This window comes from Vibrio sp. QJM3NY_27 (assembly GCF_057785955.1).
On sequence record NZ_CM173512.1, the window covers coordinates 745,902 to 758,793 of the forward strand.

Here is a 12,892-nt window from a genome sequence, read left to right on the forward strand (position 1 = left end):
CTCTATGTAAGCGGCTACTTATAATCACTATCACTATCAATATTCTGTAGCGTTAACGTGAATGTCATGCCTTGGTCTGGGTTGTTCTTCGCTATCAAGGTACCTTGCATATCCCGAACATTGTTTGCTGTTATAGCCAGCCCGAGTCCTAAGCCTTCGCCCATCTTTTTGTTGGTATGGAAGGGTTCGAAAATGGTTTCGAGTTGGTCTTCTGACACGCCACAGCCATTATCTTGCACCTTGATGATCACACGTTGTTGATCGGTATGTGCGCTGATAACAATGGTCGCGGGTGTTTGATTCTGCGTAGCGTCCACAGCATTTCTGATTAGGTTGCCAAGCACTTGACGAAGTCGCGCCTCTTCTCCCATCACCATCGAAATATTAGAAGCAACACGCACGCGAATATCGATTTTGTCTAATTCGGCTTGGTGAATTCGTAGGGTTTCTTGCAGTGCGTCAGTCAGTGAAACTGGATAGGGCTTCTCAAGTCTTTTAAATGCGAACGACTTCAATTGACTGGTCATGTTGGCCATTCTGTCGATGAGGCTCATCACTAAGTCCATGTTCGCTTTCAACATCTTGGTCTCGCCTCTTTCCATCAGTAGTTGATTACTTGAAAGCAGGGTTTTTAGACCAGTAAGCGGTTGATTGAGCTCATGAGTGATCGCACTCGACATCCGCCCTAGTGCGGCAAGTTTGCTTGATTCAACCAGTTCTTGTTGTGCGTCTTTCAGGTCTTGTGTTCGCTCTTCTACACGTAGTTGAAGCGTTTTATTAGCATTTTGCACTGCAATTTCTGCTTTTTTGCGCTTACTAATATCGATCACGGTACACAGATAATAAGTGGTCGCATGCCAAGGAAAGGCACTTATAGAGAACAGTACCGGAAAGTAGCTACCATCGCTGCGCCTTGCCATGGTTTCGACGCTGGTTATTTCGGCCAGTTCTTGGTGTTGATCTAGGTTCTGAAGCAATTGCAAGGTGGTTGAATTTGGATTGCCTGCCTCAAATAACTGCCAAGCTTTGATGTTACTGATCATTGAATCGGATAGTGAGAAGTAGTTCTTGGCCATGAGGTTAATATCATGGATATGACCATGTTTGTCGATCAGCACTAGCCCAACGTGCGTTTTATTGATCATCCCAGACAGACGCTTTTCCGACTCTTCGATGAGTTTTTGTATTCGTAAATTGCTGAGCTTTTTCTGACGTCTTTGATAAAGAATAACCAGCAATAACAGAATGAACAGACAACCTACCGCGACGCTCCAACTTATCCAACTTGTGGTTTGGTTTAGGCTGGTTAACGGCGTTAGGTAGGTTAAGCGCCAATTGAGGTCGTCTAACTTTATGGATTGAATAAGGTAATCTTTATCTTTCAGTCGCCATACTCGAATGTGGGTTTGGTCATATAGCTCACGCTTTGTAGCGAGCGGTTGTGAAGTGAAATTTTCATTGAACCAATCTGCATTCAATCGGTGATCACTCGATAGAAAAAACTGATCGCGAGGGTTTTGAAACAAGATGGCTTCACCATCGGCAAACCATTGGTCGATCAGTAATGATAAATCAATTTGTACTGCAACAATGCCTACCACATCGGATGCTCGATAAACGGGTGCAGCAATAAAATAATCGGGTGTGACGCCTTTATTTTTGGTTACTAGGGAGATCGCACCGCCTTGCTGGTGGATCTTGGACACAATAGTGCTGGCGCTTTTTTTACTGAGTTTGTTCCTTTCTACGCTAGAAACAAGCAAATCACCGTTTGCGGAAAGTAGATACCATCCTTTGGTGTTAGCCGCTTTGTCTAACTGAATCAGCTGTTTTTTAATGTGTTTTTGGAGGCGAATGTCACCATCAATAAAACGCACGCTGGTTTCATCGTTCGTCACGAGATAAGGCAAATAGTAAAAACGTTTGAGCGTGCGTCTTGCTTCGGCAATGTATCCAAGGAAGCGCTGTTCTGCGTAACGCTGAGCTTGTTCTAGCTTCCATTGGCTTATGCCACTTTTGGTGGTTACCTGAACTAAACCAATCAATAAACAGGCAAACAGGAACAACCAATATCGATTTTTGTTAACCATTCTTGATTAAATCCTTTTTAAATTATTGAGTTGAAAAGCTGCGTTTTATTACCACATGGAAGGTTGAATCTGGAACAAATTGAAGCTAGCAAACATTATAAAACTGTTAAAGGAGTGTTATTCAAAGTGGGAGCTAGCTCCTTTTAGTCTGCGGCTTTTTTACATACCGTGGTCGATATTATTTAGGTGTAAGCGATGGGAAGAGATCATGCAACGTATTGCTTTGATTGAAGATGACGCAATTGTGCGTCAAGCAACCAGCCAATGGTTGCAGTTGGCAGGCTTCGATGTCACCGCATTTGAGGTTGGACAAGACGCGTTAGATGCGGTCGTGGAAGGTGATTTTCAGACCATCATTAGCGATGTGCGCTTACCTGATATTGATGGTGTTGAACTGTTAAGTCGCTTTAAAGATTTGGTGCCAGAAGTACCTGTTATCTTGATCACCGGACATGGTGATGTCGATATGGCCGTTAAGGCATTACAGCAAGGCGCGTATGATTTTATAGAAAAGCCGTTCGATCCAGAGCGTTTGTCTCAAACGGTATCGGAAGCGGTAGATAAACATCAAAGTGGTCAAGATAGGATAAATCGTCAAAGCTATTTGGATAACCTGAAGGGCATTGAACAAGTTCTGATTGGCCGCAGCAGAGTGATGTGTGCATTACGAGAACAAATACAAAAAGTCGCTTCAATTGATACCAACGTGATCATTTATGGTGAAACTGGCTGTGGGAAAGAGCTCGTTGCCTCTTGTTTACATAAATTTAGTCAGCGTAAACCTCATCCTTTTGTGCCACTAAACTGTGGTGCGATTCCAGAGAATCTATTTGAAAGCGAGCTGTTTGGTCATGAAGCCGGGGCATTTACTGGTGCTGCTAAACGACGCATTGGTAAGCTTGAATTTGCCGACAAAGGTACGGTCTTTCTTGACGAAATAGAAAGTATGCCGTTGTCGATGCAAGTCAAAGTGCTACGTACTTTACAAGACAATGTTGTTGAGCGTGTCGGTGGTAATCAACAGCAACATGTTGATTTAAGAATAGTTTCAGCTTCGAAATGCGACCTTTTAAATCATCCGGACTTTCGCCAAGATCTTTTCTATCGTTTGAACGTTGCTCAACTGCATTTACCTCCCCTTAGTGAACGAGAAGACGATGCTCTTATCCTTTTTGAACACTTCACTCAAGAAGCGAACAGCGAAACCCGAGCGGCCAGTGAAGCCGATCGCTATGCCTTGTTGTCGTATGCATGGCCGGGCAATGTGCGTGAACTGCGTAATGTTGCGATTCGTTTTGCGCTGGATGAAAGCCTGACCGTTGGTGATATTTTGGCGTGTCGTCCTAATTCTGTCACAGAGTCCACAACGGCAGGCATCCCGTTGGCGGTTCAAGTGCAGAGCTTTGAACGGAAAGTGATTCATGATGCCTTAGTTCGTTATCAAGGTCGCATCAATGATGTTATGCAAGACTTGGATTTACCTCGTCGAACATTGAACCAAAAGATGGTGCGTTATGCGTTGAATCGAAGTGACTACGTCGATTCTCAATGATCGGTTTGACAGTCGTGTTTATTGGATATTGATGAGCAATAAATGGCTCATCGTATATTTATCACTTTATAAACATTGATCACATAAATATAACATGATGTGACCTGACCACCTTTAAGGGGATGTTAACTGCGGCTTTGGATAAGCAAAAAATAGCTTACTCATTAGTAGTGAAATAAGCAAAAAATGGCTTACTTTAGGTGGGTTTTAAAATAAATTTCAATAAAAACAGTATTTTAAAAATTGGCATTGTGCTTGCTATCTAGTGATTGTTGTTAACAAAAATATAACGTGAATAACCCTACATGGAGAGTAACAATGAAATACAACAAGCTAGTTAAAACTTTAGCGATAGCAATGGCTTCTCTTGGCCTTATCAGTAATGCGTCAGCTGAAGAGGATCGCAGCTATATTTTAGCGACGGCCTCAACGGGTGGTACTTACTATCCGGTAGGTGTGGCCTTAGCGACATTGAGTAAAGTTAAGCTTGCGCCTAAGCAGCACTTTTCTTTAGCGGCTATTAGCTCTGCGGGCTCGGGTGAGAACGTAAAGTTGTTGAACGAGAACGAAGCTCAGTTCGCCATTCTACAAGGTTTGTATGGTGCTTGGGCTTGGCAGGGTTTGGGGCCATATGAGAAATCTGGCAGACAAACTCAACTGCGTTCAGTTTCCATGTTATGGCAAAACGTAGAACACTTTATTGTGCGTTCAGATCTAGCAAAAACAGGTACGGTAAGCGATCTAGAGAACCTAAACGGTAAGAAATTCTCTATCGGTAAGAAGAACTCTGGGACTGAAAACTCAGGTCGTCAAATCATGCAAGGCTTATCCGTGGACCCAGAACAATTTAAACTCGCCTTTATGGGTTACGGTGGCAGTGCGAGCGCATTACAAAATGGCACAATTGATGGTATGAACACGCCTGCTGGTGTTCCTGTTGGTGCGGTGACGCAAGCCTTTGCAGCACTGGGTGAAGATATTCAAATCTTGTCGTTTACCGATGCACAAATCAAACAAGCGAATGGTGATTACAATATTTGGACCAAGTATGAGATCCCAGCAAACACTTATCCAGGTGTCGATAAACCAATTACTACGATTGCCCAACCTAACTTCCTAGCGGTTCGTGAAGACATTTCTGAAGAAGATGTGTATCAATTGACCAAAGCTATCTATGAAAACCTACCTTTCCTACAAGGTATCCACAAAGCAACCAAAGCAATGGCACTTGAGAAAGGGATCGCAGGCCTTCCTGTTCCGCTTCACCCAGGTGCTGCTCGTTACTATAAAGAAGTGGGCATAGAAATCCCTTCTGAGTTGATCGTCGACTAACCCTTTGTCTTCGATTAGCCATTTATCTTTAACTCGCTATTTGGCGTGAACTGAATATTCGCGTTAATTAATTGCTTGGTGCGTTTTCATCTGTTTCGGCTACTTTGTCTGATTTGACCGTCTCCGTCTTGTTCGATTATTTGAAGTGAAAACGCACCACCTTACTTTATGGATTTTCTCTGCGCGTTTGGCTGTGGAGAGCAGGAGTTTTCTATGAGCGATTCGCTGCAGCAGGAACTGAAAAAATTCGAATTGCCTACCCGAACAGATTTCCCTTGGGTAGGCAAAGCAATAACGACAATGGGAGTGATACTCTCCCTCCTACATATTTGGTTTAATACCTTATCTACCTTGCCAGAGCTTTGGATTTCGGCGACGCATTTCGCTGGTTTCGCAATCATTTGCGCACTTTGGTATCCCGCCCATGTATCGCTTAAAAAAAGCAAAATAGCATTAGCTATCGATATTGGGATTGCCTTGGCTGCTTTAGCTTGCCTTATCTACATTCCCTTTGCCGAAGATGCGTTGTATGACCGAGGCGTAAAATTTATCGCCAGTGATTGGTTTTTCTCTATCTTGGCGATTGCCATCGTCATTGAGCTGATTAGACGCACTATGGGCTGGTTCATTCCAGTGCTTATCTTAGTGTGTTTAAGTTATGTAGTGCTTTGGGGACAATGGACCAGCGGTATTTTTCATTTTCCGGGTTTAAGCCTTGAGACGTTACTTTATCGAAGCTTTTATTCATCAGAAGGGATGTTTGGTTCGATCTCAAGAATCAGTTGGACCTTCGTGTTCATGTTCATCTTATTTGGCGCATTTTTAGTTCGATCTGGTGTCGGCGACTACATTATTGATGTATCCCGTGCCGCGGCGGGCAAAGTGATTGGTGGCCCTGGTTTCATTGCCGTTATTGGCTCCGGCTTGATGGGCTCTGTCTCCGGGTCGAGCGTAGCAAACACAGTATCGACGGGCGTGATCAGTATTCCCTTGATGCAAAAGGCAGGTTTCCCTTCGCGTTTCGCGGCAGGTGTTGAAGCGGCTGCATCTACTGGCGGGCAGCTAATGCCACCTGTGATGGGTGCGGGCGCGTTCATCATGGCGTCTTATACGCAAATTCCTTATGTCGATATTATTGCGGTTTCCTTTGTTCCTGCGCTTATCTACTTTTTGTCTGTGGCCTTTTTCGTGCGTATTGAAGCGAAGCGTAGTGGTGTACAAAAGGTGACCTCTGGCTGTGAACCTTTGTTAAAGGTATTGCTGTCGGGTTGGCACAACCTGATCCCATTGGCCGTGTTAGTGACTTTGCTCGTTCAGGGCTTTACGCCGACTTACGCTGCGGGTATTTCGATTCTTTCTGTGGTGGTGGCATCATGGTTCTCTAAAAATCACAAAATGGGACCGAAAGCGATCATTGAAGCCTTGTCTCAAGGCGCAAAAAACATGGCGACAACGGCTGTGTTATTAGTTGGTATTGGTCTAGTTGTTAATGTCATTAGCACTACGGGAATTGGTAACACCTTCTCTTTGATGATCAACAGCTGGGCGAATGGCGAGTTACTGGTGATGATTGCGTTGATCGCACTGGCGTCTTTGATTCTGGGTATGGGGTTACCAGTAACGGCGGCTTATATTGTGTTGGGAACATTGTCTGCCCCTGCCTTGTATAAATTGATTGCTGAAAGTCAGCTGCTCGACTTGTTGGTGTCAGGGCAGCTTCCTGAGCAAGCTAAAGCCATCTTTATGTTGGCTGCGCCAGATAAGCTTGATCTATTGAACGCACCGATGGCGTTGGAAACGGCGAAAGAGATGATTGCGTTGGTTCCTGCTGATTTTGTGGAAACTCTGCTTGAACAGAGCCTTGGCTTAGAAGCAATCAGTCTCGCACTGCTTTCGGCTCACTTAATTATTTTCTGGTTATCGCAAGACAGCAACGTGACTCCGCCTGTTTGTTTAACTGCATTTGCGGCTGCAACCATTGCTAAAACACCCCCGATGAGAACAGGCTTAATGGCATGGAAGATCGCCAAAGGCTTGTATTTAGTACCATTGTTGATTGCCTACACTAACTTGGTAAGTTGGGATGTGACCTCCGTGTTAGTCACGGGTGGCTTTGCTGTTATTGGTACTTACGCGTTTATCGCGGCGATTGAAGGTTATCTAGAGAGCGAAGTTAATATTATTACTCGAGTAGTGTTGGTTGCGATAGGTGTAGCTCTAGTATGGCCTGATGTTTCAGTCGTGATCCGTTTGGTATGTGTTGCCATTTTTGTTGGCATCTTTATCTACAGCGGTCGTAAATACGATGCTAATCAAGTGAAAAAGGAATCAGAAATTGAGGAAAAAAAGTTACCTCAAACCGGGTCTAACACTGTCGTGTCTTCCCTATAATTAAAGGATTGAATGTAGGAATATTATGAACTCAACATACGACTATATTATCGTTGGTGGTGGCATTGTTGGCGTGTCTACTGCATGGCAATTACAGCAAGCTCACCCTGATAAAAGTATCCTTTTAGTTGAAAAGGAGCGCGGCTTTGCACAACACCAAACGGGTCATAACAGTGGTGTGATTCATGCTGGCGTTTACTACGCTCCGGGCAGTTTAAAGGCGGATTTTTGTAAGCGTGGTGTAGAGCGAACTATCGCCTTTTGTAGCCAGCACGATATCCCCGTTGATAATTGTGGCAAGTTGTTGGTTGCGACCAATGAGCAGGAAGTGGAGCGCATGAACGCGCTCTATCAGCGTTGTCATGATAACGACATTGATGTCGATTTGTTGGACCAAGCGCAACTGAAACTTGCCGAGCCTAACATCACGGGCTTGGGCGCGATTTATGTCAAAACCACCAGTATCGTCGACTACAAAAAAGTCACCGAAGTAATGGCTCAAGAGTTTGTTGAAGCGGGTGGCAAACTTAGCCTTGGCACAGAAGTGATCATGGCGGATGAACTGGAAGATGAAGTGCAGCTAACGTGCAAAGTAGATGGTCAGACTCTTCAACTGAACAGCCGATTCTTAATCACTTGCTCTGGTTTGATGGCCGACAGAATGACCAGCATGCTTGGCATTGAAACCGACTTCCAAATCGTGCCGTATCGCGGTGAATATTATCAGTTGGACGCGAAGCACAACCAAGTGGTGAATCACCTTATCTATCCGATCCCTGACCCAGAACTGCCTTTCTTGGGCGTGCATTTAACACGCATGATTGATGGCTCCGTAACAGTAGGGCCAAATGCGGTTCAAGGCTGGAAGAGAGAAGGTTATGGCAAGCTTAACTTTAGTTTTAAGGACACTTGGCAGATGCTGAGTTTTGCGGGCTTTTGGAAAGTGACTGCAAATAATCTGAAAACTGGTTTGGTCGAGTTTAAGAACTCGTGGTGGAAGCCGGGCTATTTAAAGTTGGTCAACAAATATTGCCCGAGCATTACGGTGTCAGATTTCAAACCTTACCCAGCAGGCATTCGTGCCCAAGCGGTCCTCAAGGATGGTACTTTGGTTCATGATTTTCTGTTTGCCGAAAGCCCAAGAAGCCTGCATGTGTGCAATGCGCCATCGCCGGCAGCGACTTCGGCAATGCCGATTGGTGAGTATATTTGTGGCAAGGTGATGAAAAAGACGGCTTGATGATAACTGAAGATCATTGATCGAACTTTTCTCCGAGGATAATAAAAAATCCGCGAGCTCCATCCTATTTAGGATCGAACTCGCGGATTTTTAGTTTTAGCCGTGTTTGCTCGGGTTAGTGGTTAGCAAGCAACTAAACTTAAAGCTAATCAGGAACGAAGGTTGCGACGATGGTGACATCGTTAAAGTTACGATAACCATGCACCATGATGTTGAATTCACCGGCTGGTTTGTTCAATACACACTGTTCGTTGCTGCTATTTTGGTATGGACGACAATCGTAACTCGCTTTGGATACGGTGCCGTTGTGTTTCACGTATAGGTCGGCATCGCCACTACGAGGGCCTGTTAATGTTACCGTTAACTGACCTGCACTTTCCGTCGTAAATGTGAAGAACTGCTCTTCACCATATCCTGCAGTAAGTCCTTCAACAGGCACGTCATTTTGCAGCTCTTTAGGGCCTGCAACGGGCGAATCAAGGCTGGTTTCAACAAGGTAAGCAATCGCCAGTTTGGCGAACTTGGTCGCGTGTGTCGCCGTAGGATCGGAGTTCTCAAGCGTGTCGTGCTCAGTGTGAATACTTGGGTTGTAGTCGTTGAACATACTCTCGAATGGCATGGCGGCTGGGTAGCCAACATTGTGCCAAGAGGCGTGATCAGAACAGGCATAGCCACAATCATCGAAACCGTAACTGATGTCGCTAGCGTAAGTGTCGATCAGCTCGCTTAAGTAGGCGTTTAAGTTACTGTCGGTATAGTCCGTGATGAAGGTGATATCGTGCGCTGAACCGTTGTAGTTGGTCATGTCTAATTGCAACACCGACACAACGTTTGCTTGCTCGTCTCTTAAAGCGTTAGCGACATCTTGTGAACCACGCAGTCCCACTTCTTCTGCGGCATAGCCATAGAACTTAATGGTTTTGTCTGGCTGAATACCACTGGCGACCATCAGGCGAAGTGACTCAGTTACGGTCGCAATGCCCGAAGCATCATCATCGGCTCCCGGTGAGATGGTGCCTTCGCTCGTCCAAGATCCAACGGTTGAATCAAGGTGTCCGCCAACAACGACGATCTCTTCAGGATATTTAGCGCCAAGCAGTGTCACTTCAACGGATTTTTGCGGATATTCGGCATGCGTGATCTGGCGTGCAGACGCATACGGTACGTCTTTAATTTCTGATTCCCAACGATCTAAAAGCCAATCTGAAGCAGCGACACCAGTAGAAGTAGTATAAAAACGGTTGGTGAAGTTGGTTAGATTTTCAATGGTTGTGACCATGTTGTTCGGCTCGACCTGAGCGAGTAGGTCGTTCACTGTGTCTTGATGGCTGATCACCGGCTTTTCGAAGGTGCTCATTGTCAGTGGCATCGCTGCGGCTTTGAGTGCGCTTGCTTTGTCTTCGTGCACCATGTAACCACCACAACGGTGGGTTTCTTCGTGCATGTGGCTGGATAGTTTCGCCAGCTCTTTCTGGTTGATTTTCGCGACGATGGAATGCTTGTTTCCGGTCACGCTTGGATAAACCGTTGCGCCATGCTGAGTCATTATATGCTGTGCGTCAGCATCGGTGGTGATCCAAACTTCTTCGTTCGCTAGTGGTGTGATGCCAAGGGATGCGTAAGCCGAAGTACTGTTAATTAAGGCTAAAGAACCTCCGAGTACAGCCAAAGCTAGCATGCTTTTTTGAATAGCCATTTGTCGTCCTTTTTATGGTGAGTATTGTTGTGTTGATTGGTGTGAATTTTGTTTAGTGCGTGGATGTTTTTGTGTAGATGTTTCATTTTCTAAACAGATAACCGCGAAAAGGGCCCCTTTCGGAGCCCTGAATTTGCTATTGATTACTGTGCTTTAATGAAACGGTAGTGCTTGGTTTCTGAACAGATATCGCTTGAGGTACACACTTGGTACTCCACATCCACTGTGCCGTTGTGACGGAACTTGTCGACGTATGAGTTAAAGTCTGTAGCTCCGACATTTTTGCCATTACGCTTAATCACAAAGTAGTCGTTGGTGTCGTAATCCCATGCCAGCTTAACGCGAGCTTTGCCATTCGGGTTTTTGTTACCAAACTTCAGTTTTAGTGGGAAGCCTTCCGCTGAGTCACCTTCAATCGTAATCGACTTGCTTGTTGATGTTGCAACGCCTGCATCGTCAGTCACGGTTAGAGTCACCACGTAGTCGCCAGCTTCAGCGTAGGTATAACGAGTCACTTCACCGGTTTGTGTGTTGCCATCGCCAAGGTTCCATTGGTAAGAGACGATCTGGCCGTCGCTGTCTGAACTTGTGCTGCGCAGTTCGACTTCTTTGCCGACAATGGTGTGCTCGAAAGAAGAGACTGGCGGCACGTTAGCGTTACCTGATTCGTACGATGCTTTCAGATTTGCATCGGTGTAATCTGAGTAACCCAGAATGTTCACCGTGTAGCGACCAGCTGTTGGGTTTTCAATCACACACACTTCATCGGTTACGCTTTCACTCTTACAGATATTCTCTTGAGAGCTTGGCGCATAATCTAGACCGACATACATATCCGGATCACCAGTAGACACAGCAAGATCAATCGTTAGCTTGTCTTGGCCTTCTGGTACTTCGATATCGAAGTATGTTTTTGAGCCTGTTTCACCAGCAACTGCGGCTTCAACACCGTTTTCAAGGCGTTGATATTCAGGTTCAGGCGGCAGTGGTGGCTCTGCACATGGGGTAACACCCACGAGAGCGAACGCAGAAACAACGTCATCGGCATTGTAGCCAAGGTCGGTTGCTGAGTTTTTCACACCACAAGCACCTTGCCAAAAATCACTGTTTTCAGACCAGTAGATTTGATTGGATAGTACGAAAAGCTCGAATGCTTTTTTTGTATCCCAACCTTGCGTGGTTGCAAGATGATAGAAGGCCTTGTTGAACACTCCAGAGCTGTAGTGCACGTTCAAACCATCGTAGTACTCGGATGCATTATTGATTGAAGAACCATCTCGTGATGGATCGTCCATGTAACGCAGCGCCCCGTCTCCTTTGAAGATATTACGGCCGACCATCCAGTCGTTGGTGCCTTTCATGTAGTATTCTGCCGCTTCACCTGCCATATCAGAAAACGCTTCGTTCATACCACCGGATTGATTCGCGTAAACTAAACCTGAGTTTTGTTCTGTGAAACCGTGGCTGACTTCGTGCGCTGACACGTCTAGGCTAACAAGTGGATAGAAGAAGCTCTCACCATCGCCAAAGGTCATTGCCTTGCCGTCCCAAAATGCATTCTCGTAGTTGTTACCGTAGTGAACACGCATCATGAGTTTGAAAGAGAGTGGCGCAGTGTCGAACCAATTCTTATACATCTCGAACACGATGTTACCGAAGTAGTGCGCATCGTTGAGTGGAGAGAAGGCTCCGTTCACTTCTTTATGTTCGTTACGAGGACATTCGTAGCTATATGTGGTGTCGCCATCGGTCGCACCATTTAGGTCAACGGTGACAACATTTTCCGATTCCATCACACACTCTGTGCCATTTTCTACCACATCAAGGTAGTGGTAGTCGGTACCGTATTCGTACATGCCCGTTTTTTCGTTACCACCGGGGCCTGTTCCGATCTGTGCGTGAGCAATGCCTTCCCAACGGTCGATAACTTCGCCGGTGTGGGCGTCTAGCATGGTGAATGGTCGAGTCGGCTGTTCGCTGCCTTCGACAAGGTAAGAGATAACGTAGACTAGGCGTGTTTTATCGACACCTTGTTTGCCAAGGCCTTGTTTATCGGCTCCTTGGTTAGCAATGCCCTGATAAATAAACAACTCATGCTGTACGTTGTCTAGAGATTTGCTGGTTAAGCCCTGAACCTTGAGATCTTTACTCGCAAGCTCAACGGCTTGGGAGCTGTTGATTGATGGCTTAACAAAAGAACGCTCTAGGGTCGTCGTTTTAAGGTAGCTGCCTTGAACAGACTTAAGTGCACCACCTTGTACGCTTTGGGTGGCGTTTAGGTAGTGCCCCCAAACAGGTGTTCCCCAGATGTTCTGTTGGATCTTAACTTTGTAGAGACCACGCTTTTTGAGGTTAACTTCTTTTACCATCTTGAAGCTAGAAGCGTTACTGACACCCAACTGAGCGTTTAACCCAGAAAAGCTAGTAAAGTTGATCGGTTGATTGATTTGAACTGATTCACTTGCATGAACAGACAAAGACATAGCGCTGGCTATAGCAACGGCAACTAAACGTTTTCTTATTTTCATTGTTATTTTCTCTTTCCATGTAAAAACAAAGAAAACGTAACAAAATTATCACAATGAATTTAC

7 protein-coding genes are annotated in these 12,892 nt (G+C 45.4%); 4 read left to right on the plus strand and 3 right to left on the minus strand.

The genetic code is table 11. The features are described from left to right. Positions 1-14 precede the first annotated feature (14 nt). Positions 15-2,090 (minus strand): ATP-binding protein, encoded by a 2,076-nt coding sequence (locus AC3CIA_RS19200; RefSeq protein WP_237289919.1) that lies wholly within the window; start codon positions 2,088-2,090, stop codon positions 15-17. Between the two features lie 208 nt (positions 2,091-2,298). On the opposite strand from AC3CIA_RS19200, the gene AC3CIA_RS19205 reads away from it, so the two are divergent. The 4 genes from AC3CIA_RS19205 to lhgO all read left to right on the plus strand — a co-directional run bounded on the left by AC3CIA_RS19205 (position 2,299) and on the right by lhgO (position 8,605). Further along, the gene (locus tag AC3CIA_RS19205) at positions 2,299-3,642 is read left to right on the plus strand and encodes a sigma-54-dependent transcriptional regulator (protein ID WP_145563432.1); all 1,344 of its coding nucleotides are present in this window, start codon (positions 2,299-2,301) and stop codon (positions 3,640-3,642) included. Between the two features lie 318 nt (positions 3,643-3,960). After that, positions 3,961-4,974: a TAXI family TRAP transporter solute-binding subunit gene (locus tag AC3CIA_RS19210; RefSeq protein WP_010432072.1), complete on the plus strand. Its 1,014-nt coding sequence runs from the start codon at positions 3,961-3,963 to the stop codon at positions 4,972-4,974. A gap of 213 nt (positions 4,975-5,187) precedes the next feature. Beyond that, positions 5,188-7,365, plus strand: a complete 2,178-nt coding sequence (locus AC3CIA_RS19215) for a TRAP transporter permease (protein WP_488519549.1) — start codon at positions 5,188-5,190, stop codon at positions 7,363-7,365. 25 nt (positions 7,366-7,390) lie between these two features. Then, positions 7,391-8,605: an L-2-hydroxyglutarate oxidase gene (gene lhgO, locus AC3CIA_RS19220; protein ID WP_488519550.1), complete on the plus strand. Its 1,215-nt coding sequence runs from the start codon at positions 7,391-7,393 to the stop codon at positions 8,603-8,605. 145 nt (positions 8,606-8,750) lie between these two features. On the opposite strand, the gene AC3CIA_RS19225 is transcribed toward lhgO, so the two are convergent. Then, positions 8,751-10,301, minus strand: a complete 1,551-nt coding sequence (locus AC3CIA_RS19225; RefSeq protein ID WP_488519551.1) for a M28 family metallopeptidase — start codon at positions 10,299-10,301, stop codon at positions 8,751-8,753. 143 nt (positions 10,302-10,444) lie between these two features. Next, positions 10,445-12,829, minus strand: coding sequence for a M4 family metallopeptidase (locus AC3CIA_RS19230; protein WP_488519552.1), 2,385 nt, complete (start codon positions 12,827-12,829; stop codon positions 10,445-10,447). Between the last annotated feature and the right edge of the window lie 63 nt (positions 12,830-12,892).

What these genes read in the sequence shown, in the direction of transcription:
- AC3CIA_RS19200 (WP_237289919.1), bottom strand. Translation starts at nt 2,090, where the DNA reads ATGGTTAACAAAAATCGATATTGGTTGTTCCTGTTTGCCTGTTTATTG.
- AC3CIA_RS19205 (WP_145563432.1), top strand. Translation starts at nt 2,299, where the DNA reads ATGCAACGTATTGCTTTGATTGAAGATGACGCAATTGTGCGTCAAGCA.
- AC3CIA_RS19210 (WP_010432072.1), top strand. Translation starts at nt 3,961, where the DNA reads ATGAAATACAACAAGCTAGTTAAAACTTTAGCGATAGCAATGGCTTCT.
- AC3CIA_RS19215 (WP_488519549.1), top strand. Translation starts at nt 5,188, where the DNA reads ATGAGCGATTCGCTGCAGCAGGAACTGAAAAAATTCGAATTGCCTACC.
- lhgO (WP_488519550.1), top strand. Translation starts at nt 7,391, where the DNA reads ATGAACTCAACATACGACTATATTATCGTTGGTGGTGGCATTGTTGGC.
- AC3CIA_RS19225 (WP_488519551.1), bottom strand. Translation starts at nt 10,301, where the DNA reads ATGGCTATTCAAAAAAGCATGCTAGCTTTGGCTGTACTCGGAGGTTCT.
- AC3CIA_RS19230 (WP_488519552.1), bottom strand. Translation starts at nt 12,829, where the DNA reads ATGAAAATAAGAAAACGTTTAGTTGCCGTTGCTATAGCCAGCGCTATG.